The organism is Wenxinia saemankumensis, assembly GCF_900141735.1.
GTDB lineage: Bacteria > Pseudomonadota > Alphaproteobacteria > Rhodobacterales > Rhodobacteraceae > Wenxinia > Wenxinia saemankumensis.
Window position 1 is genome coordinate 43,456 of sequence record NZ_FQYO01000004.1, and the last position, 20,902, is coordinate 64,357.

Genomic DNA, 20,902 nt, shown 5'->3' on the forward strand with positions numbered 1-20,902 from the left:
CGCGGCCGCCCGGGGGCGGCACGCATGGCCAGGCGGACCTTCAGGGATGGGCGAGGATGTTCTCGTGGATGGTCACGCGCCCGTAGCCATCGACGCAGGCGGCGTCGAACCGGGTCTCGCTGAGCGAACCGTCCGGGAGCGTGCCGAGATATTCCGAGGCGGCGGCATGGATGCGGGCGATCTGTGCCGGCCGGATCCGCGACAGGGCGGTGTCCGCGTCCCGCGCGGCCTTCACCTCGACGAAGATGCTGGTCCCGCCGCGCCGAAGGATCAGGTCGATCTCGCCGCCCCGGCCCCGCCACCGGGTCGCGGCCACGCTGTAGCCGCGTCGCGCGTAGCTGTCCTGCACCTGCTGCTCCGCCGACGCGCCGCGCCGGTGGGACATGGCCCCGCGCAACCTGCGGTGATCCCCGGGCGGCGCGCCCGCCCGCCGCGTTTCGGGCCGTTCGGCGAAAGGGATCGGCGGCGACCCGGCGTGACCGTCCGCATCGCCGCCCCGCGGCGTTCCGTCATCGCCGGGGAATCGGTCGGCCCAATCGAAGAGATCGAACGGCATGGCGGTCCTCCTTTCGAGCAGGATCGGCCAGAAGCCTGAAGATTCCCCTAATCGTCCTTCCCCATCTCCAGCGCCCGCTGGTAGACCTCGCGCCGCGGCAGGCCGAGCGCGCCCGCCACGGCGGTGGCCGCATCCTTCATCCGCATCGTCCTCAGCGCCTCGCGCAGGGCGGCGTCGACATCGCCCGTCTCCGGCCCCTCGCCCGGCCCCTGCCCGACCAGCACGACGATCTCGCCTTTCGGCTCTGCCGCGGCCACCCGCTCCGCCAGCTCGGCGAGATCGCCGCGCAGCACCTCCTCGAACCGCTTCGTCAGTTCGCGCGCGACGGCGGCCGGGCGCGGGCCGAGGATCGCGGCGAGATCGGCGAGCGTCGCGGCGAGGCGCCGGGGGCTTTCGTAGAGGACGAGCGTGCCCGGCGCCTCGCGCAGCCCGGCGATGGCGGTGCGGCGCTGGGTCTCTCCCGGCGGCAGGAAGCCGGCGAAGGTGAAGCGGTCGGTGGGCAGCCCGGCCACGGCCAGCGCCGCCAGGAGGGCCGAGGCACCGGGCACGGCCGTCACCGCGTGTCCCGCCGCGATCGCCTCGCGGCCCAGCGCAAAGCCGGGATCGGCCAGCAGCGGCGTGCCCGCCTCCGAGACCAGCGCGACCGACCGGCCCTCGGCAAGGTGCCGCAGCAGCCGCGCCCGGTCTCCCGCGCCGGAATGGTCGTGATAGGACAGCAGCGGCCGCCCCCCCAGGGCGACGCCGTGGATCTCCATCAGGCGGCGGGCGGAGCGGGTATCCTCGGCCGCGATCACGTCGGCCGAGGCCAGCGTGTCCAGCGCGCGCAGCGTGATGTCGCGGGCATTGCCGATCGGCACGGCGACGACGTGCAGGCCGGCGGAAAGGGGCTCGCGTCGGATTTCCAAGTCTGGCCCCCTAGACCGTTCACGGTCACCCCCTATGATCGAGGGCAACCGGCCCCGTCGAGCGGCCCGACCCCTTTTCCCGGAGAGTGCCCTCCCATGATCCCCCGTTCCCTGTCCCGCCGCAAGGCGGCCGGACGCCTCCTCGCCGTCCTGTCGGCCGCCGTGCTCACCGCCTGCGCCCCGATGTCCATGCCCGGCGGGGGCGGTGGCCCCGCCCTGACCCCGGGCGAGCCGGTGCAGGTCGCGCTGCTGGTCCCCGGCGGGTCCGGCGTCGCCTCGGACGCGTTCCTGGCCGAGAACCTCGAGAACGCGGCCCGGATGGCGGTGCGCGACCTGGGGGATGTCGAGATCGACCTGCGGGTCTATGATACCGGCGCCAACCCGACCCAGGCGGCGAACGCGGCGGCCAATGCCGCGAACGAAGGCGCGCAGGTCGTGCTCGGCCCGCTCTATGCCGAGAGTGCCAACGCCGCCGGCGTCGCGCTGTCCGGCACGGGGATCAACGTCCTCGCCTTCTCGAACAATCCCACGATCGCGGGCGGCAACGTCTTCGTCCTCGGCCCGACCTTCCGCAACACGGCCAACCGCCTCGTCTCCTGGGGCATGGGGCAGGGCCTGACGCGCTACTACGTCGCCCATGCGGACGACCTGCAGGGCCAGCTCGGCCTGGCCGAGATCCAGGCCGCCGTGCAGCGCGCCGGCGGGACCGTCGTGGGCGCGCGCGGCTACGCGCTGTCGCAGCAGGACGTGCAGGCCGCGGCCGGGCCGATCGCGTCCGAGGCGCAGGCGGCCGGCGCGCAGGTGCTGTTCCTGACCGCGGGCGTGAACGCCGACCTGCCGATCCTCGCCACCGCCCTGCCCGAGGCCGGGCTGACCCCCGACGCCGTGCGCTACATGGGCCTGACCCGCTGGGACGTGGCGCCGCAGGCGCTGTCGCTGCCCGGCCTGCAGGGCGGGGTCTTCGCGATCCCCAACACCGCCACACAGGCGGCCTTCGACCAGCGCTACCGGTCGACCTACGGAGAGGAGCCGCATCCGCTGGCCGGGCTCGCCTATGACGGCATCGCCGCGATCGGCGCGCTGGCGCAGCGCGGCCAGGGTCTCGGCGCCCAGGACCTGACCACCGGCCAGGGGTTCCAGGGCACGCAGGGCATCTTCCGCCTGCTGAGCGACGGCACCAACCAGCGCGGCGTCGCCGTCGCCACGATCCGGAACGGCCAGGTCACGGTCATCGACCCGGCGCCGGGCTCCTTCTCCGGGACGGGCTTCTGACGCCTTGACCGAAACCGCGACCGAAGCGAGGCGCGGCCGAGAGGCCGCGCTTCGTCCCGATTTCTCTCCGGACGACCTGATCCTCCCGGCCGGCGACATCGTCGTGCAGGACGATCTGCGGGCCGAACTCGACGCGGCCATCGCCGCCTGTCCCGCGGGCGACGCGCTGGCGGTCCGCAAGGCGGCCGTCCGCGTCCTCGGCGCCGCGCGGACGAAGGGAACCGCCGCGATCGAGGCCGCCTTCCTCGCCGCGCCCTTCGAGGCCAGGCCGACGATCCGCGCCTATGCCTGGCTGACCGACTGCATCGTGGCGGAGGTGCTGCGGATCGCGACCGAGGTGCTGCACCCGCTGTCCAATCCCACCGCCGCCGAGCGGCTCGCCCTGATCGCGGTGGGGGGCTACGGACGGGGCGAGATGGCGCCCCATTCCGACGTCGACCTGCTGTTCCTGACGCCCTACAAGATCACCCCCTGGGCCGAGAGCGTCATCGAATCGATGCTCTACGTGCTGTGGGACCTTCACTACAAGGTCGGGCATGCCAGCCGCACGGTGAAGGAATGCGTCCGCCTCGCGCGCGACGACTTCACCATCCGCACCAGCCTCGTCGAGTTCCGCTACCTCACCGGCTATGCCCCGCTGGCCCGGCAGTTGCGGCAGCGGCTCTGGCTCGATCTGTTTCGCTCCACCGCGCCCGAATTCATCGAGGCCAAGCTGAAGGAGCGCAGCGAGCGGCACCGCAAGCAGGGCGGCCAGCGCTACGTCGTCGAGCCCAACGTGAAGGAGGGCAAGGGCGGATTGCGCGACCTGCAATCGCTCTACTGGATCGGGAAATACGTCTACAACGTCGAGACCGCGTCCGAGCTGGTCGGCGAGGGCATCTTCACCGAGGACGAGTACCAGACCTTCCGCGCGGCGGAAGAGTTCCTCTGGGCCGTGCGCTGCCACATGCACCTGCTCTCGGGCCGGGCGATGGACCAGCTGACCTTCGACCTGCAGGTCGAGGTGGCCGAGCGGATGGGGTACCGCGATTACGGCGGCCGGCGGGCGGTCGAGCATTTCATGCAGGACTATTTCCGCCACGCCACCCGCGTCGGCGAGCTGACGCGCATCTTCCTGACCGCGCAGGAGACGACCCATCTCAAGCAGGAGCCGCTGCTGACACGGCTGCTGCCCCGCCGCCGCCGCGCCAAGCCGCCCTACGCGATCAAGCAGAACCGCCTGACCGTCGCGGACGAGGCGGCCTTCCTCGGCGATCACGTCAACATGCTGCGCATCTTCGAGGAGGCGCTGCGCACCGGCACGCTGCTGCATCCCGACGCGATGCGGCTGATCGCCTCCAACCTCGACGTGATCGACAGGGCGATGCGGCACGACCGCGAGGCGAACCGCATCTTCCTCGACCTGATGCTGCGGCACGGCAACCCGGAACGGGCGCTGCGGCGGATGAACGAGCTCGGCGTGCTCGCCGCCTTCATGCCGGAATTCGCCCCCATCGTCGCGATGGTGCAATACAACATGTACCACAGCTACACGGTGGACGAACACACCATCCAGTGCGTCTCGACCCTCGCCCAGATCGAGCGGGGCGAACTGGCCGAGGAGCTGCCCGTCGCGAGCCGCATCCTGTCCGAGGGGGTGAACCGGCGCGTCCTCTACGTCGCCATGCTGCTGCACGACATCGGCAAGGGCCGGGACGAGGACCATTCGATCCTCGGCGCCCGCATCGCCCGGACCGTCTGCCCGAGGCTGGGCCTGTCGCGCAAGGAGACGGACACGGTCGACTGGCTGGTCCGCTATCACCTGCTGATGTCCGACATGGCGCAGAAGCGCGACATCTCGGACCCCCGCACGGTGCGCGACTTCGCCAAGGCGGTGAAGTCGCAGGAGCGGCTGGACCTGCTCACGGTGCTCACCGTCTGCGACATCCGCGGGGTCGGGCCGAATGTCTGGAACAACTGGAAGGCGATGCTCTTCCGCGGGCTCTACACGGCCACGCGGCAGGCCCTCGCCACGGGGCTGGAGGATCTGAACCGCGAGGCGCGCGAGACCGAGGCCAAGAAGCGCCTGCGCGAGGCGCTGCCCGACTGGGAGGGAAAGGCCCTGCGCGCCGAGACCGCGCGCCATTACGGACCCTACTGGCAGGGCCTGTCGACCGAGACGCACGCCCTCTTCGCCCGGCTGCTGCGGGAGCTGCGCGACGACGAGGTGAGGATCGACCTCGAGCTCGACCCCGACCGCGACGCAACCCGCGCCGCCTTCGCCATGGTCGACCATCCCGGTCTCTTCAGTCGGATGAGCGGCGCGCTGGCGCTGGTCGGGGCGAACGTGGTGGATGCGCGGACCTACACGTCCAAGGACGGCTACGCGACGGCGGTGTTCTGGATCCAGGATGCCGACGGCCATCCCTACGAGGAGGTGCGCCTGCCGCGCCTGCGGCAGATGATCACCCGCACGCTGCGGGGCGAGGTGGTGACCCGCGAGGCGCTGGTCGAGCGCGACCGGGTCAAGAAGCGCGAGCGCGCCTTCTCGGTCCCGACCTCCATCACCTTCGACAACGACGGATCCGAGATCTACACGATCATCGAGGTCGATACCCGCGACCGCCCCGGCCTCCTGCACGACCTGACCCGCGCCCTGGCCGAGAACAACGTCTACATCGCCAGCGCGGTCATCGCGACCTATGGCGAACAGGTGGTCGATTCCTTCTACGTCAAGGACATGTTCGGGCTGAAGTTCCATTCCGAGACGCGGCGCAAGGCGCTGGAGCGCAAGCTGCGCGAGGCGATCTTCGCCGGGGCGGAACGCGCGCGGACCTGAGCGCCCGCCAAGGCGCGCAACCGGACCGGGCGTTCCGGCCCCCGCCAGGGACGCCCCCCCACTCCGGAACGAAAGCTCGGCCCCCCATCTTGCTCCGAAGACCGCACGGGGGTCCGGCGGAGTGAAGCCCCCGGCGTTCGGGGCGGGGCGCGCCCGGGCGGGCGTCCATTCCCGGGAGGCCATTCCGGCAAGGGATGCGCGGGATCACGAAAAGTCGATTGACCGCCGGCCCCGGCAGCGCACAGATCACGCATGACCCGCGCCGCGCCTCATGACCGCCTGCTCTCGCCCGTCCTGATCGCCGGGTGCTTCGTCATCCTGACGGGCTTCGCGATCCGCGCCTCCTTCGGCGTGTTCCAGATCCCCATCGCCGAGGAGTTCGGCTGGCCGCGGGCCGAGTTCTCCCTCGCCATCGCGATCCAGAACCTCGCCTGGGGCATCGGGCAGCCGCTCTTCGGCGCGCTGGCCGAGAAGATCGGCGACCGCAAGGCCATCGTCCTCGGCGCGATCACCTATGCTGTGGGCCTCGTCCTGTCGGCCGGGGCAACCACGCCGCTCCAGCATCAGCTCTACGAGGTGCTGGTCGGGTTCGGCGTGGCGGGCACCGGGTTCGGCGTGATCCTCGCCGTGGTCGGCCGGGCGAGCAGCGACGACAACCGCTCGATGGCGCTGGCCATCGCGACGGCGGCGGGATCGGCCGGGCAGGTCTTCGGCGCGCCGCTGGCGGAATGGCTGCTGGGCTTCATGGCCTGGAACCAGGTCTTCCTCGTCTTCGCCGCCGCGATCCTCGCCGTTCTGGCGGTCCTGCCGATGATGCGGGCGCCCGCCCCCGCCTCGAAGGCCGAGCTGCAGGAGACGATGGGCGCCGCGCTGAAGCGCGCCGTGACGGACCCGTCCTACGCGCTGATCTTCATCGGCTTCTTTTCCTGCGGCTACCAGCTCGCCTTCGTGACCGCGCATTTCCCGGCCCTCGTGACCCAGATGTGCGACCCGGTCCTGCCGGGCACGACGCTCTACAACCTCGGCATCACGTCGACCTCGGCGCTGGGGGCCATCGCGATCTCGGTCATCGGGCTTGCGAACATCGCCGGCACGCTGGCGGCGGGCTGGGCGGGCAAGCGGTTCCCGCGCAAGTACCTGCTCGCCGGGATCTATACCGGGCGCACCATCGTCGCGGCGTGGTTCATCCTGACGCCGATCACGCCGGTGACGGTCCTCGTCTTCTCGGTCGTGATGGGCTCGCTCTGGCTGGCGACGGTGCCGCTGACCAGCGGACTCGTGGCGCATCTCTACGGGCTGCGCTACATGGGCACGCTCTACGGGATCGTCTTCTTCTCGCACCAGCTCGGCAGCTTCGTCGGCGTCTGGCTGGGCGGCGCGCTCTACGATCTCTACGGCACCTATACCGCCGTGTGGTGGGTCGGCGTCGGGGTCGGGGCGCTGTCGGCCATCGTGCATCTGCCGATCCGCGAGACGCCCCGCGCCGCGCCGCTGCCCGCCTAGTCCCCCTCGCGCAGCATCGCGAGCGCGTACTCCGCCACCTCGCCCGGATGGGTGTAGGGCAGTCCGTGACCGGCCCCCTCCACCAACTCCTGCTTGGCGCGGCGGTTGAAGCGGGCCATCTCGCCCAGCGCGCGCAGCGGGATCACGTCGTCCGCGCCTCCCCAGATCGCGAGGACCGGGATGTTGAGCTTCATCAGCCGCCGGTGCTCCTCCTCCTGCGGGCGGCCCGCCAGCCAGCGCAGAGAGGACAGCACGGCGGGCGCGAAGCCGCGCCGCCGCGTCTGGCGCAGCTGGATCGCGGCGAGGCCCGGCACGGCGCTGGCCTCGTTGCCGCGGCGGATCCCCCGCCGCAGCCGGAGCGGATAGGCCCAGCGGACCAGCCAGTCGCCGATCACGGGGACGAGCTGCCAGCGCGGCACCGAGAGCGGCACCAGCCCGGCCGGCGCGAGGAGGATCAGCCGCCGTACCCGCTCGGGATGGGCGTCCGCATAGGCGGCGGCGATGGCCCCGCCCATGGAATAGCCCATGAGGACGAGGTCGTCGCCCAGCCCCTCCGCCTCCAGCAGGGCGTCGAGTTCGCGGACGTAGAAGGCCGCGTCCTGCGCTCCGGCCGCGTTGGACGACCCGCCGCGGCCGTGATGGTCAAAGGTCAGCGTGCGCCAGCCGGCCTGGCCCAGCCCCTCGGCCAGTGCGTCGAAGGCGTCGGACGGCGTGGTCAGCCCGTGGATCGCCACGATCACGCGCCCCCGCGTCTCGGGCCCGAACCAGCGCCGGCGCAGCGTGCCGGTCGCGGTCCGCACCAGATCGGAGGACGGCGCGGGATCGGGGCCCCGGCGCAGCGCCTCGCGCAGGAAGGGCGCCGCGGCGACGAGCGCCAGCCCGGCGACGAGGATCAGCGCGATGTCCATGCGGTCAGGATATGCCGGGCGGTCATCAGGTCGAGATGGGCGCCGCCGCCGTTCTTGAAGAGGGTGATCTCGTCGTCGCTGCCGCGCCGGAACCGCTCCGGCTCGTAATGGTCGGCGAGGATGGCGTCCTCGGTCAGGGCGCCCGATCGGAGGGGCGCCATGAACTCGCCGATATGGTGGATCGTGGTCGCGCGGCTGTCGCAGAAGACCCGCGCCCGGCGGATCGCCGTGTCGTCCGCCTCGCGCATGTCGGCGCGGTAGGCGCCGATCAGGTCCACGTGCTGACCAGGCCGCAGCCACTCGCCGCGCAGCACGGGATCCGTCGACATCGTGGCGCAGGCGACGATGTCGGCCCGTCCGACGGCCGCCTGCAGGTCGCCGGCCACCTCCGCCCCGGTCTCGTCGGCGAAGCGGGCCGCCCCCTCGGGCGAGCGGTTCCAGATTGTGAACCGGGCCCCCGGGAAGGCCGCGCCGTAGGCCTGTACCAGGCTGCGGCCCACGATGCCCGCGCCGACGATCAGGATTTCGCGGCTGTCCGGCCGGGCCAGTCGCCGTGCCGCCAGCAGGCTGTCCCCCGCGGTCTTCCATTTCGTCACGAGGTGGAAGTCGAGGATCGCCTCCAGCGTGCCGTCCGCATCGGAATAGAGCGTCATCGCCCCGCCGATCACGGGGCGGCCCTTCGCCTTGTTGCCCGGAAAGACCGTTGCGCATTTCACGGCGAGGCCCAGCCCGTCGATCCAGGCGGAACGGTTCAGCAGCGTGTCCGCACCGCGCCTGAGAAAGACATCCTCGACCTGCGCGCGGGGCAGTTCGTGTCCCGCCGCCAGCGCGTCGGTCAGGGCGATCCAGTCGAGGACGCTCTCCCCCTCGTCGAAGCCGATGAAGGCGGTCATGCCGGCACCTCGTCCAGCAGCCCCACTTCCACGAGGCGCGCCGCCAGTCCCTCCGCCCCTTCGAAGAGATGGGTCCGCCAGCCCCGCGCCTCGGCCGCCGCGACATTGGCCGGACTGTCGTCGGTGAAGAAGAGCTCGGGCCCGGACAGGCCCAGCGTCTCCTCGACATGGGCGTAGATCGCGGGCGCGGGCTTCAGCATCCGCAGCCGGCCCGAGACGAAGGCACTGTCGAAGCGCGGGATGAAGGGCATCTCGCGCTCGGCGATGGCAAAGGTCTCGTCCCCGAAATTGGTCAGGGCGTGGACCGGCACGCCGCGCGCCTGAAGCGCGGCCATCAGCCGCTGCGACTCCTCGATCCCGGGCGTCACCATCTCCAGCCAGTTGTCGCGCCAGAGGCGGATCTCGGCGGCCCAGTCCGGGTGCCGCGCGGCCAGCGCCTCGACGCTCTCGCCGAAGGGCGCGCCGCCGTCGACGGCGAGGTTCATGCCGTGCAGGTCCACCGCCTCGAACAGGGCCGCGCGCCGCTCGGCCCCGATATGGCGGTCGTACATGCGCTGCGGATTCCACTCGATCAGCACGTTGCCGATGTCGAAGATCGCGGCCTTCGGCGCAGTCCCGGTGGTCTCCATGTCCGTCCCCTTCAGCGTCTGTAGCGCGGCGTCGCGGGCACCTCGGCCCTGCGGGACCGCGCCTCGAGCCAGATCATGGCGAGGCCGGAGCCGAGGATCAACGCGATCCCCATCAGCGCCACCGCGTCGGGCCGTTCGTCGAACACGGCGAAGCCCCAGATCACCGAGAGCGGCAGGGCGAGATACTCGAACGGCGCGACCAGCGCCGCCTCGGAGGTACGGTAGGCGTGGCTGATGAAGAATCCCCCGATGGCCGAGGCCGCCCCGACGACGGCGAAGACGGGCAGGTCCGCGAGCACCGGCCAGTCCCAGGCCCGGGTGAGGAAGACGAGCGAGGCGTCCTCGGACCCGGCGAAGCGCCCCGTCCCGAGGATCGCGCCCATGACGAGCGAGACGACGACGAAGGTCGCCTGGATGTAGAAGGACATCGCCGCCGTCGTCTCGGTCCGGCCGATGGCGCGGGTCAGCATGTGCAGGCTCGCATAGCCGAAGGCGGCGAGGATGGGCAGCAGCGCGGCCGGGCGGAACGCCTCGGTCCCGGGCCGCAGGACAATGACCACCCCGACGAGGCCGAGCGCGATGGCCGTCCAGCGCCGCGGACCGACCGTCTCGCCGAGGAAGATCACCGAGAAGACGGTGATGATGAGCGGCGAGACGAAGAAGATCGCGACCCCTTCCGCCAGCGGCAGCGCCGCCAGGCCGAGGAAGAAGGTCATGTTGGCGAAGACGACGCAGCACCCGCGCAGCGCGTGCATGACCGGCCGCCGGGTCCGCAGGGCCGACAGGCCCCCCGACAGGGGCAGGATCACGGCGAAGAACAGCGTCAGCCCGAAGAGGGTCCGGATCAGAACGACCTGATGCAGCGCGTAGCCGCCCGAGAGGAACTTGATCGCCATGTCATTCACCGAGAAGGCGGTGACGGCGATCACGGCGGACAGCGCGCCGATGGCGGCGGGGGACAGCTGGGGCATCGCCGCGCACCTGATACCCGATCCGCCCCGGGGTCCAGAGGCGTTCAGACCCGGTGGTAGGGCGCCCCCGCCAGGATCGAGGCGGCGCGGTAGAGCTGCTCGGCCAGCATCACCCGCGCCAGCATGTGCGGCCAGACCATCGCCCCGAAGGACAGCGCCATGTCGGCGCGCGCGCGCAGGGCCGGGTCCAGCCCGTCCGCCCCGCCGATCAGGAAGGCGGCCTCGCCGCGGCCCTGGTCCCGCCAGCCGCCCAGCAGGTCCGCGAAATCGGGCGAGGTCATCTGCCGGCCGCGTTCGTCCATCGCGCAGAGGGCGGCGCCGGCGGGAATCGCGCGGTCCAGCAGCGCGGCCTCGGCCGCCATGCCGCCGCCCCTGCGGTCCTCGACCTCCACCACCCGTGCGGGGCCGAGGCCGAGCGCGCGGCCGGTGCGGTCGAACCGGGTCAGGTAATCGTCGATGAGCGTGCGCTCGGGGCCGGCGCGCAGCCGGCCCACGACGCAGAGCGTGACCTTCACGGGAACGGAAGCGTCAGCGGAGCGACATCAGCGGAACTGCGCGGCCCGCGCCTCGGGCGTGGTGGCGGCGGGCGCCCACATCTTCTCGATCTGGTAGAACTCGCGCACCTCGGGCCGGAAGACGTGGACGACCACGTCGCTGGCGTCGATCAGCACCCAGTCCGCGCTCTCCTTGCCCTCCATCTTGACGTTCAGCCCGAAGCCCTGCTTCAGCCGGTCGGCGAGCTTCTCGGCGATGGCGGCGACCTGCCGGGTGGAGCGGCCGGAAGCCACGACCATCCAGTCGGCCATGTCAGAGCGGCCGCGCAGGTCGATGCGCGTCACGTCTTCGGCCTTGTCGTCGTCGAGGGAGGCGAGGATGGCTTCCAGAAGCTCATCGCTCGTGTAGGAAGGCTCGCTCATGCGCGAGCCGGGGCGCGGGGCGACCTCGGTCGCCATGCTGGGGTGAGACAGATCATCGTCCTCCGGGTTTCGCGCCGCCGACACGGCCCCGGCGCAGGGCCATGTCCACAAGATAGACGGAACGCCGTGACGTTTCAATGAAACAAGGCCGCCACGCCGCCCGGACGCGGCGTTCCGCCGGGACTGTTCAATCGGGCGGCCCCGCTCTACGTTGCGGCGCGCAAGCCAAGGAGGGGAAGGTGGACACGCGCCGCTTCCACGACCGCACCCGAGGACCCAGGACCGCCCTGCGTCGCATGTCGCAGGGCTGATCCGGGCCGACATCTCGATCCACGACCGGACAGTCCGCATCCGGGCCCCTCGGGGTCCGACCCGTTCTGCAGGACTTTCCCCATGACCCTTCTTTCCGTTCAGGACCTCTCGCTCACCCGTGCCGAGACGCTGTTCTCCGGCCTGACCTTCACGCTGGCCAGGGGCGACCGCCTCGGCCTCGTCGCCGCGAACGGGCGCGGCAAGACCTCGCTGTTGTCGCTGATCGCGGGCGAGGACGAGCCGACCTCCGGCACGATCACCCGCGCCCGGGGCTGCCTGATCGCCCGCGTGCCGCAGGACCCGCCTGCGGAGATCATGGATCAGCCGCTGGCCGAGGCGATCCGCTCCGGCCTCGACCCCGAAACGGCGGAGCTGGAGTTCTGGCGCGCCGACATCGTTATGGACGACCTCGCCATCCCTGAGGACCTGCGGGCCACGCCGGTGCGCGCGCTGTCGGGCGGCTGGCAGCGTTTCGTCCTGCTGGGGCGGGCGCTGATCGCCGAGCCGGACGTGCTGCTTCTGGACGAGCCGACCAACCATCTCGACCTCGCCCGGATCGGGCAGGTCCAGCGCCTGCTCGCCGGCCTGCCGCAGGGCATGGCGGTGATCGCGGCCAGCCATGACCGCGCCTTCCTCGACGCGGTGACGTCCTCCACCCTCTTCCTGCGACCCGCCCGGTCGGCCGCCTTCGCCCTGCCCTACAGCCGCGCCCGCGCCGCGCTGGACGAGCGGGACGCGGCCGACGACCGCGCCTTCGAGGCCGAGATGAAGAAGGCCCGGCAGCTGCGCGCGCAGGCGGCGAAGCTGAAGAACATCGGCATCAATTCCGGCTCCGACCTGCTGGTGACGAAGACGAAGCAGCTGAAGGACCGGGCGGAAAGGATCAAGGAGGGCGCCCGCCCCGCGCATCAGGAGCGCTCTTCGGGGGCGATCCGGCTGACCAATTCGGGAACGCACGCCAAGGCGCTGCTGGCGATCGAGGAGACGGACATCGAGGTGCCGGGCCGGGTCCTGTTCCGCGTGCCCCGCCTCTGGGTCGAGCGGGGCGACCGCGTCGCCCTGCTCGGGCCGAACGGGGCGGGCAAGTCGCGGCTGATGGGTCGCGTGGCGGCCGCGCTGGCCGGCGGCGAGGATCCCGCCATCCGACCCGCCGCCACCCTGCGGCCGGGGCTGTCCGATCAGGCGCTGGCGCAGCTGGACGCCTTCCGCACCCCGTGGGAGGCAGTGACGACCGGGTTCGACCACGGCGACGCGCGGGCCCGCGCGATGCTCTCCCGGGCGGGCCTGCCCCCGGACCGGCAGACCGACCCGATGGGACGGCTCTCGGGCGGGCAGAAGGCGCGTGTGGCGCTGCTGCGGCTGCGGCTCCAGCAGCCGAACTTCTACCTGCTCGACGAGCCGACCAACCATATCGACATCGAGGGGCAGGAGGCGCTGGAGCTGGAGATGCTGGAGCATGGCGCGACCGCCCTCTTCGTCAGCCACGACCGCGCCTTCGTCCGCGCCGTGGCGAGCCGCGTCTGGTCCATCGAGGGCAAGCGCCTGGTGGAGGTGGAGGATCCGGACCCGGTCTTCGACCGGCTGATGGAAGGTTAGGATTCGGGGATCGCTCCCCGCGCCCGCCGACCCTCCGGGCGGAGCGCGATCGCCGGCCCGCGGGGAGGCGGTCCTGCCGGCAGAGCGGCGGAGCCTGATGGAAGAGGTCCCGGACGATCCCGGAGCGGCGGCGAAGCGTCGACCTATCGCCGCCCCGGGGGACGGGCCGGCGATCGCGCGGCGGGCTTCGCCCGCTGTCCGCGCGGGGGCAACAGGCCGCCGGTCGGAAACCGCACAGGCGACCTCGGGACGCTCGGGATCCGGTCAGGGCGGGCCTTCGGGACCAGGCATTCCCGCCCCGGATCTGATCCGGGGCTCCGGCGATCGGGGCGCACGGCCCTCCACATGTCGAGTCCCCGGATCGGGGGAAGGGGCGGGCCCCTACCCCTACCCCTTCCCCAGCCGCAGCAGCGCCGCCCCGGCCAGCGTCACGAAGGTGGAGAAGACCTTGCCGAGGTTCAGCCGCTCGCCCATCAGCCCGACCCCGATCAGCAGGGCGAAGACGATGGAGGTCTCGCGCAGGGCCGTGACGAGCGCCAGCGGCGCCTGCGTGAAGGCCCAGACGACGATGGAATAGGCGGCGAAGGAGGCGGCGCCGCCCATCCAGAAGGTGCGGCGCGCCTCGCCCCGGGCGAGGCGGCTCAGCACGCCCGGCCGCCACCACACCATGAAGCCGGCGAAGACCACCGAGTTCAGGACCGAGAGCATCGCGAAATAGGACCAGGGCGTCCCCGCGACGCGCGCGCCGACCCCGTCCGACAGCGAATAGCAGGCGATGAAGGCGCCGGTGACCAGCGCCAGCGCCGTCGCCGCGCGGTTCCTCAGCCCGTCCCGTCCCCGCACGAGCGCCAGCGAGAACAGGCCCGCCGTGATCACGCAGATCGCCAGCCATTCCTGCCCCGACAGATGCGCCCCCATCAGCCCCGTCGTCACCAGCGCGACGATCAGCGGCCCGGTGCCGCGCGCGATGGGATAGACCTGCGTCAGGTCCCCGACGCGGTAGGCGTTCATCAGGAAGACCTGGTAGCCGAAATGCAGCCCCATCGAGAGCAGGACGAAGGGCCAGGCCTCCCATTCGGGCCAGGGCGCGACGGCCAGGACCAGCAGACCCAGCGGCGCGTGGCCGATCACGACGGCGGCCATCGACAGCTCCTTGTCCGCGCCCCCCTTGGCGAGGGCGTTCCACCCGGCATGGAGGGCGGCGGCGAGAAGGACGGCGAGGAAGACGGTCAGGCTCATCCCGGCATCTGCCCATGCGCCCGGCGCGGGCGCAAGGTCAGTCCCCGGAGAGCGGCGCGGACCGGGCCCGCGCCACGTCCAGCGCGGACCCTTCCAGCACCTTCACCTCGCGCTGCGGGAAGGGGATCGAGATGCCGTTCGCCTGGAACGCGTCCCAGAGGGCGAGATAGACGTTGCCGCGGATGTTCGTCAGGCCCCCGGTCGGGTCCTCGATCCAGAAGCGCAGGATGTAGTCGACGCTGGAATCCCCGAAGCCGGTGATGTGGCAGACCGGCGGCTTGTCGGTCAGCACGCGGGTCACGCCCTTCGCCGCCTCGATCGCCACCCGGCGCACCTTGTGGGGATCGTCCGCGTAGGCGGTGCCGAAGAAGATGTCGAGCCGCACGAACTCGTTGTTGTGCGACCAGTTCACCACCTGCCCGGTGATCAGGTCCTCGTTCGGGACGAGGTATTCCTTGCCGTCCCGAGTCGTGATCGACACGTAGCGCGCGCCCAGCGCGGTGATCCAGCCGAACGTGTCGCCGATCGTAATGACGTCCCCGGGCTTCACCGACTTGTCGAGCAGGATGATGACCCCCGAGACGAGGTTCGACACCACCTTCTGCAGGCCGAAGCCGATCCCGACGCCGATCGCCCCCGACAGCACGGCGAGGCCGGTGAGGTCGACCCCGACGATCCTGAGGCCGGTGAAGAAGGCCGCGGCATAGAGGACGATCTGCAGCACCTTCGTCGCCAGCACCTGCATCGAGGGGCTGATATCCTCGTTCGAGCGGATCCGGGCCGAGGCCGAATTGGTGACGAACCGTGCCGCGACGATCAGCACGCAGAGCCAGAACACCGCCTGGACCAGCGTCCAGAGCGAGAGCCGGAACTCGCCCATCGACAGTGCGGTCCCGTCGAGCAGCCGCACCGCCTCGTCCCGAAGGCCGAGGATGCTGAGCCCGATCCAGATCCAGGCCGAATAGCGCACGAGGGTCCGCATCAAGGGGTTGCCGATCAGGCGCGTGGCGAAGACCACCACCAGCCAGGCGGTGGCGAGGTTCGCCGCCACGCCCAGCAGGTAGGACCGCGACGGCCAGGTCGCCTCGCGCATGATCCAGACGGTCAGCCACAGCAGCGCGACGAAGAAGATCGGCGTCAGCCGCCGGTGGAGCACGATCAGCATCCGCAGCCGCCACATCGGCCAGTCCTTGTGGCTGCGCATCCAGTCATGGAAGCGCGGCGCCGCCCAGGCGCGGATCGCCATCGCCGAGAGGAACAGGGCGACCAGGATCAGCAGCTGGTAGAGGTTCCATTCCCGCGCGAGCGAGCGGAGGAGCATCTCGGCCTCGCCGAGAAGGCCGGTGCCGAGCTGGCGCAGCTCGGAAATCGTCAGATCGTCATCCATCGCCGCAGCATGGCGCGGGCGCCGGGCGCGCTCAAGCTACGAAGGCTCGAGCGCCCCGGCCGCGAGACCCAGCGCGCGGTTGCCGGCGGCGCAGATGCCGGGCCAGATCCAGCCCATGTGGAAGAGATCCGGCACCTCGTGCAGCGTCACGTCCCGCCCCGCGTCCCGCGCGGCCCCGGCGAAAAGGCGCGCATCCCCAAGAAGCACCTCGCGCGCGCCCGAGATCAGCGTGACCGGCGGCAGGGCGGAGAGATCGGCGAGGGTCGGCGATTGCTCGGGATCCGCCGGATCGAGCGTGCCGAAGGTCTGCCGGGCGAGGTCGGTATCGCCCTGCGGATCCACCATCGGGTCGCGATCCGCATGCGCGGCGCGGGTCTCCGACCGGCCGGTGCGGTCGGTATTCGGGGACAAGGCGACGATCCGGCGGACGCGTTCCGGCGCGGCGAGGCCGAGGATCAGCGCCAGGTGCCCGCCCGCGCTGTCGCCGACGAGATCGACCGGGCCCGCCATCGCCTCCAGCACCGCGAGACCGTCCGCCTTCTGCGCCGGCCAGCGATGCTCGGGGGCGAGACGGTATTCCGGCAGGATCACCGGGCGGTCCAGCCGCTGCGCCAATGCAAGGGCCGCGTTGCCGTGGCTCCCTGCCCCGCCGAAGACGTAGCCGCCCCCGTGGAACCAGAGGACGGGGGCGCCGGTCTCCGGCCCGTAGGTGCGGGCCGGGAGACCGCCCAGTTCGGCGGCGCGGCCCGCCGGCTGGGGACCGGCCAGCGCGTCGAAGGTGCGGCGCATCTCGTCGGGCGATCCCTCGACCGGGTGCGCCTCGATCCAGTCCAGCAGTGCCGGACCGTCGCCGCGCGGGCCGCCCTCGTCATGCGATGTCGTCATGGCGGCCAAACCCCGCCTCGGCCCGCGCGGTTCCGCCCCTTGCCAAACCGCGCCCGGCTCGCTTCAATCGGACGTTCATACGGGGCCCCGGTCTACGCCGCATCGACCGGGAGGAGAGGCCCCCACGGGGACCCTTTCGGTAAGGCGGCGGGACCATATCCATGAAGGTCAGGTTTTCTCTGAACGGGGAACCTTGCGAAGCGGAGGCGCCGCCGACGCGCACGCTTCTCGACTGGCTGCGCGAGACGCGCGGCCTTACCGGCACCAAGGAAGGCTGCAACGAGGGCGATTGCGGCGCCTGCACGGTGATGGTCACCGACGAAAGCGGCGCGCGGGCGCTGAACGCCTGCATCCTGTTCCTGCCGCAGATCGAGGGCGCGGCGATCCGCACGGTCGAGGGGCTGAGCGGCCCGGACGGGCAGATGCACCCGGTCCAGCGCGAGATGATCACCCATCACGGCAGCCAGTGCGGCTTCTGCACCCCGGGCATCGCCGTGTCGCTGGCGGTCGCGCATCTGAACGGGCGGCGCGACCACGACGCGGTGCTGTCGGGCAATCTCTGCCGCTGCACGGGCTACGCCCCCATCGTGCGGGCCGCCGAGGCGGCGGAGGAGGCGGAGGTGCCGGACTGGATGCGCGACGCCCCGGTCGGTGGCGAAGCGCGGCACGGCGGGGCGACGGAGCCCGGCCGCGAAGGCGGGATCGGCCGGGGCACGGACTGGGGCGAGGCCGCCCCGGCGCTCGGCACCGGCGCCTCGGACGAGGGCGACCCGGGCGAGGCATCGGGCGGGTATCGTCCGCGCTCGGCGGACGAGCTGGCTGGGTGGTATCTGCGCCACCCGGACGCGGTGCTGGTCGGCGGGGCGACGGATGTCGGCCTCTGGGTGACGAAGGGGCTGCGCGACCTCGGCACCGTCGCCTTCCTGAACGGCTGCGCGGACCTCGCCCGGATCGAGGAGGTCCCGGGCGGCCTGCGCTTCGGCGCCGGGGTGACGATGACCCGCGTGATGGAGGCGCTGGCCGCTCCGCTGCCGAGCTACGCCGCGATGATCGCGCGCTACGGCTCGGTCCAGGTGCGCAACGCCGCGACCATCGGCGGCAACATCGCCAACGGTTCGCCCATCGGGGACAACCCGCCCGCGCTGATCGCGCTCGGCGCCACGCTGCACCTGCGGCGGGGGGACGAGATGCGCGACCTCGCCATCGAGGACTTCTTCCTGGACTACGGCAGGCAGGACCGGCGGGAGGGCGAGTTCGTCACCGGCGTGACGGTCCCGGTCGAGGCGCCGACTTTCCGGGTCTGGAAGATCTCCAAGCGGTTCGACCAGGACATCTCGGCGGTCTGCGGCGCCTTCCTGCTCGACCTGCGCGGGGCGGGGGGTGCGGACAATCTTCGGGATCCCCGCGAAGGAGGGGATCCGCCCCTGATCGCGGGCGCACGCGTGGCCTTCGGCGGGATGGCCGGCGTGCCGAAGCGGGCGGCGGCGGTCGAGGCGGCGCTGGCCGGCCAGCCCTTCACCCGCGCCACGATGGCGGCGGCTGCGGCGCGGCTGGGCGAGGATTTCACCCCGATGAGCGACATGCGGGCGAGCGCGGCCTACCGGCTGGAGGCGGCGGCGGGCCTGCTGACGCGCTACCACGCGGACCTGACCGGGGCCGAGACCGACGTGCGGAGGATCACGGCATGACCGCGCTGAAGCCCCTGCCCCATGACAGCGCCCCGCTGCACGTCACCGGGCGCGCGCCTTACGTCGACGACATCCCCCTGCCCGCGAACGCGCTGCACCTGGCCTTCGGCCTGTCGCCCGTCGCGAAGGGACGGATCGCCACGATCGACATCGCCGCCGCGCGGGCGGCGCCCGGCGTGGTGGCGGTCTGGACGGCGGAGGACCTGCCGCGCCGCATCGACGTCTCGCCCGGCGCACATGACGAGCCGCTGCTGGCCGAGGGCGAGGTGCATTACGCCGGGCAGGCCGTCTTCCTGGTGATCGCCGAGAGCCATCTCGCCGCCCGCAAGGCGGCGCGGCTGGGAAAGGTCGAGTACGAGGAGGGCACCCCGATCCTGAGCGTCGAGGAGGCGCTGGCCGCGAACAGCCGGTTCGAGGACGGGCCCCGGATCTGGCAGAAGGGCGAGGCGGCGGCGGCCATCGCGGCTGCCCCGCACCGCCTCTCGGGATCGATCGAGATCGGCGGGCAGGAGCATTTCTACCTCGAGGGGCAGGCCGCGCTCGCCCATCCCGAGGAGGGGGGCGGCGCCCGCGTCACCTGCTCGACCCAGCACCCGACCGAGATCCAGCACAAGGTGGCCGACGCGCTGGCCGTGCCGATGGCGCAGGTGCGGGTCGAGACGCGGCGCATGGGCGGCGGCTTCGGCGGCAAGGAGAGCCAGGGCAACGCGCTCGCCGTGGCCTGCGCGCTGGTGGCGAACGCGTTCGGGCGGCCGGCCAAGATGCGCTACGACCGCGACGACGACATGGTCATCACCGGCAAGCGGCACGATTTCCGCGTCGACTACGAGGTCGGCTTCGACGAGGCGGGCCGGGTCCGGGGCATCGACTTCACCCATTATGCCCGCTGCGGCTGGTCGATGGACCTGTCCCTGCCCGTCGCCGACCGGGCGATGCTGCATGCCGACAACGCCTATCACCTGCCGGCGGTGCGGATCACCTCGCACCGGCTGCGCACGAATACCTGCTCGGCCACCGCCTTCCGCGGCTTCGGCGGGCCACAGGGCGTGCTGGGGATCGAGCGGGTGATGGACGGGATCGCCCATGCGCTGGACATGGATCCCGTGGAGGTGCGGCGGGTCAACTACTATGCCGATGCGCGCCTTCCGGGGGCCCCGCCCGAGGCAGGCCGGTCGCCGGAGTATTTGGGGCAAGATAAGGGAGCGGGAACTGGGCAACGCTTCGCCGGGGCGCTGGCGGGGGCCGGCAAGCGCTTCGGCGCGGACCATTCGCCGCCCGCCCCCATGGCCGAGGCGCAGACGACGCCCTACGGGATGGAGGTCACGGATTTCCTGCTGAACGCGATGACGCGGCGGCTGCTGGAGAGCTCGGACTATGCCGCCCGCCGCGCCGCCATCGCGGACTGGAACGCGGAGAGCGACGTGCTGAAGCGGGGGATCGCCTTCTCCCCGGTCAAGTTCGGCATCTCGTTCACGCTGACCCATCTCAATCAGGCGGGCGCGCTGGTCCATGTCTATCAGGACGGGTCGATCCATCTGAACCACGGCGGCACCGAGATGGGGCAGGGCCTGAACCAGAAGGTCGCGCAGGTGGCCGCGACGGTGTTCGGGGTCGATCCCGCGCAGGTGCGGATCACCGCGACGGATACCGGAAAGGTGCCGAACACCTCGGCCACCGCCGCCTCCTCCGGCTCGGACCTGAACGGCATGGCGGCGAAGGCGGCCTGCGAGACGATCCGGGACCGGATGGCGGACTGCCTCGCCGGGCTGCACCAGGCGAAGCCCTCCGACGTGGTGTTCGAGGGCGGCGCGGTGCGCATCGGCGGCGAGAGCCTGACCTTCAACCGCGCGGCGACCCTGGCCTACGAGAACCGGGTGAGCCTGTCCGCGACGGGCTACTACCGCACGCCCGATCTCAGCTGGGACCGGATCGCGGGGCGCGGCCGGCCCTTCTACTACTTCGCCCATGGCTGCGCCGTGACCGAGGTCGCGATCGACACGCTGACCGGCGAGAACCGGATCCTGCGGACCGACATCCTGCACGACGTGGGCGCCTCGCTGAACCCGGCGCTCGATATCGGCCAGATCGAGGGCGGCTACGTGCAGGGCGCGGGCTGGCTGACGACGGAGGAGCTGGTCTGGGACGATCGCGGCCGGCTGCGGACGCACGCCCCCTCGACCTACAAGATTCCCGCCTGCTCGGACCGGCCCGGCATCTTCAACGTCGCCCTCTGGGACGGCGAGAACGCGGCCGACACCGTCTACCGGTCGAAGGCGGTGGGCGAGCCGCCCTTCATGCTGGGCATCTCCGCCTTCCTCGCGCTGGGCGATGCCTGCGCGGCCTGCGGGCCGCATTATCCCGCGCTCGATGCGCCCGCCACGGCGGAGCGGGTGCTGGCGGCGGTGAAGCGGGCCCGGGGCTGA

17 protein-coding genes are annotated in these 20,902 nt (G+C 71.8%); 6 read left to right on the forward strand and 11 right to left on the reverse strand.

The window, feature by feature from the left end; all coding sequences use genetic code 11:
• Positions 1–40 precede the first annotated feature (40 nt).
• Positions 41–385: a YraN family protein gene (locus BUE30_RS11350; protein WP_244526347.1), complete on the reverse strand. Its 345-nt coding sequence runs from the start codon at positions 383–385 to the stop codon at positions 41–43.
• A 218-nt stretch (positions 386–603) separates the two neighbouring features.
• Positions 604–1,461 (reverse strand): 16S rRNA (cytidine(1402)-2'-O)-methyltransferase, encoded by an 858-nt coding sequence (rsmI, locus tag BUE30_RS11355; protein ID WP_073330495.1) that lies wholly within the window; start codon positions 1,459–1,461, stop codon positions 604–606.
• Positions 1,462–1,557: 96 nt separating this feature from the next.
• On the opposite strand from rsmI, the gene BUE30_RS11360 reads away from it, so the two are divergent.
• The 3 genes from BUE30_RS11360 to BUE30_RS11370 all read left to right on the forward strand — a co-directional run bounded on the left by BUE30_RS11360 (position 1,558) and on the right by BUE30_RS11370 (position 7,054).
• Positions 1,558–2,733, forward strand: coding sequence for a penicillin-binding protein activator (locus BUE30_RS11360; protein ID WP_073330497.1), 1,176 nt, complete (start codon positions 1,558–1,560; stop codon positions 2,731–2,733).
• Between the two features lie 4 nt (positions 2,734–2,737).
• The gene (locus tag BUE30_RS11365) at positions 2,738–5,551 is read left to right on the forward strand and encodes a [protein-PII] uridylyltransferase (RefSeq protein WP_083601360.1); all 2,814 of its coding nucleotides are present in this window, start codon (positions 2,738–2,740) and stop codon (positions 5,549–5,551) included.
• A gap of 252 nt (positions 5,552–5,803) precedes the next feature.
• A complete protein-coding gene (locus tag BUE30_RS11370) occupies positions 5,804–7,054 on the forward strand; it encodes an MFS transporter (protein WP_073330500.1) in 1,251 nt (416 codons plus the stop codon).
• On the opposite strand, the gene BUE30_RS11375 is transcribed toward BUE30_RS11370, so the two are convergent.
• From BUE30_RS11375 to rsfS, 6 genes are read right to left on the reverse strand one after another with little or no spacing between them, the layout of a single operon-like run.
• Positions 7,051–7,962: an alpha/beta fold hydrolase gene (locus BUE30_RS11375; RefSeq protein WP_073330503.1), complete on the reverse strand. Its 912-nt coding sequence runs from the start codon at positions 7,960–7,962 to the stop codon at positions 7,051–7,053. The genes BUE30_RS11370 and BUE30_RS11375 overlap by 4 nt on opposite strands.
• Positions 7,947–8,855 (reverse strand): ornithine cyclodeaminase family protein, encoded by a 909-nt coding sequence (locus BUE30_RS11380; RefSeq protein ID WP_073330506.1) that lies wholly within the window; start codon positions 8,853–8,855, stop codon positions 7,947–7,949. The genes BUE30_RS11375 and BUE30_RS11380 overlap by 16 nt, the downstream gene beginning before the upstream one ends.
• On the reverse strand, positions 8,852–9,484 hold the full coding sequence (locus BUE30_RS11385; protein ID WP_073330509.1) for an HAD family hydrolase: 633 nt from the start codon (positions 9,482–9,484) through the stop codon (positions 8,852–8,854). Before BUE30_RS11385 ends, BUE30_RS11380 begins: the two co-directional genes overlap by 4 nt.
• An 11-nt stretch (positions 9,485–9,495) precedes the next feature.
• Positions 9,496–10,455 (reverse strand): DMT family transporter, encoded by a 960-nt coding sequence (locus BUE30_RS11390; protein WP_073330512.1) that lies wholly within the window; start codon positions 10,453–10,455, stop codon positions 9,496–9,498.
• A 44-nt stretch (positions 10,456–10,499) separates the two neighbouring features.
• On the reverse strand, positions 10,500–10,970 hold the full coding sequence (gene rlmH, locus BUE30_RS11395; RefSeq protein ID WP_073330515.1) for a 23S rRNA (pseudouridine(1915)-N(3))-methyltransferase RlmH: 471 nt from the start codon (positions 10,968–10,970) through the stop codon (positions 10,500–10,502).
• Positions 10,971–10,997: 27 nt separating this feature from the next.
• The gene (rsfS, locus tag BUE30_RS11400; RefSeq protein WP_425303929.1) at positions 10,998–11,372 is read right to left on the reverse strand and encodes a ribosome silencing factor; all 375 of its coding nucleotides are present in this window, start codon (positions 11,370–11,372) and stop codon (positions 10,998–11,000) included.
• Positions 11,373–11,765: 393 nt separating this feature from the next.
• Here rsfS and BUE30_RS11405 point away from each other — a divergent pair, with 393 nt between their 5' ends.
• Entirely contained in the window at positions 11,766–13,280 is a 1,515-nt protein-coding gene (locus BUE30_RS11405; protein WP_073330520.1) for an ABC-F family ATP-binding cassette domain-containing protein, read from the forward strand.
• Positions 13,281–13,667: 387 nt separating this feature from the next.
• Here the strand turns inward: BUE30_RS11405 and BUE30_RS11410 are convergent, their stop codons facing one another.
• Genes BUE30_RS11410 through BUE30_RS11420 form a run of 3 tightly spaced genes read right to left on the reverse strand, consistent with a single transcriptional unit; the run spans position 13,668 to position 16,791 of the window.
• Complete coding sequence (locus BUE30_RS11410; RefSeq protein ID WP_073330524.1) at positions 13,668–14,519, reverse strand: EamA family transporter; 852 nt, start codon at positions 14,517–14,519, stop codon at positions 13,668–13,670.
• A gap of 37 nt (positions 14,520–14,556) precedes the next feature.
• Positions 14,557–15,906: a mechanosensitive ion channel family protein gene (locus BUE30_RS11415; RefSeq protein ID WP_073330527.1), complete on the reverse strand. Its 1,350-nt coding sequence runs from the start codon at positions 15,904–15,906 to the stop codon at positions 14,557–14,559.
• Between the two features lie 36 nt (positions 15,907–15,942).
• On the reverse strand, positions 15,943–16,791 hold the full coding sequence (locus tag BUE30_RS11420; protein ID WP_073330530.1) for an alpha/beta hydrolase fold domain-containing protein: 849 nt from the start codon (positions 16,789–16,791) through the stop codon (positions 15,943–15,945).
• A 161-nt stretch (positions 16,792–16,952) separates the two neighbouring features.
• Between BUE30_RS11420 and xdhA the strand changes: the two genes are divergently transcribed.
• A complete protein-coding gene (xdhA, locus tag BUE30_RS11425) occupies positions 16,953–18,479 on the forward strand; it encodes a xanthine dehydrogenase small subunit (RefSeq protein WP_073330534.1) in 1,527 nt (508 codons plus the stop codon).
• Positions 18,476–20,902, forward strand: a complete 2,427-nt coding sequence (gene xdhB / locus BUE30_RS11430; RefSeq protein WP_073330537.1) for a xanthine dehydrogenase molybdopterin binding subunit — start codon at positions 18,476–18,478, stop codon at positions 20,900–20,902. Before xdhA ends, xdhB begins: the two co-directional genes overlap by 4 nt.

Coding starts and splice junctions, on each gene's coding strand:
- BUE30_RS11350 (WP_244526347.1), bottom strand. CDS start 385: ATGTCCCACCGGCGCGGCGCGTCGGCGGAGCAGCAGGTGCAGGACAGC.
- BUE30_RS11360 (WP_073330497.1), top strand. CDS start 1,558: ATGATCCCCCGTTCCCTGTCCCGCCGCAAGGCGGCCGGACGCCTCCTC.
- BUE30_RS11370 (WP_073330500.1), top strand. CDS start 5,804: ATGACCCGCGCCGCGCCTCATGACCGCCTGCTCTCGCCCGTCCTGATC.
- BUE30_RS11375 (WP_073330503.1), bottom strand. CDS start 7,962: ATGGACATCGCGCTGATCCTCGTCGCCGGGCTGGCGCTCGTCGCCGCG.
- BUE30_RS11380 (WP_073330506.1), bottom strand. CDS start 8,855: ATGACCGCCTTCATCGGCTTCGACGAGGGGGAGAGCGTCCTCGACTGG.
- BUE30_RS11385 (WP_073330509.1), bottom strand. CDS start 9,484: ATGGAGACCACCGGGACTGCGCCGAAGGCCGCGATCTTCGACATCGGC.
- BUE30_RS11390 (WP_073330512.1), bottom strand. CDS start 10,455: ATGCCCCAGCTGTCCCCCGCCGCCATCGGCGCGCTGTCCGCCGTGATC.
- rsfS (WP_425303929.1), bottom strand. CDS start 11,372: ATGAGCGAGCCTTCCTACACGAGCGATGAGCTTCTGGAAGCCATCCTC.
- BUE30_RS11405 (WP_073330520.1), top strand. CDS start 11,766: ATGACCCTTCTTTCCGTTCAGGACCTCTCGCTCACCCGTGCCGAGACG.
- BUE30_RS11410 (WP_073330524.1), bottom strand. CDS start 14,519: ATGAGCCTGACCGTCTTCCTCGCCGTCCTTCTCGCCGCCGCCCTCCAT.
- BUE30_RS11415 (WP_073330527.1), bottom strand. CDS start 15,906: ATGGATGACGATCTGACGATTTCCGAGCTGCGCCAGCTCGGCACCGGC.
- BUE30_RS11420 (WP_073330530.1), bottom strand. CDS start 16,791: ATGACGACATCGCATGACGAGGGCGGCCCGCGCGGCGACGGTCCGGCA.
- xdhA (WP_073330534.1), top strand. CDS start 16,953: ATGAAGGTCAGGTTTTCTCTGAACGGGGAACCTTGCGAAGCGGAGGCG.
- xdhB (WP_073330537.1), top strand. CDS start 18,476: ATGACCGCGCTGAAGCCCCTGCCCCATGACAGCGCCCCGCTGCACGTC.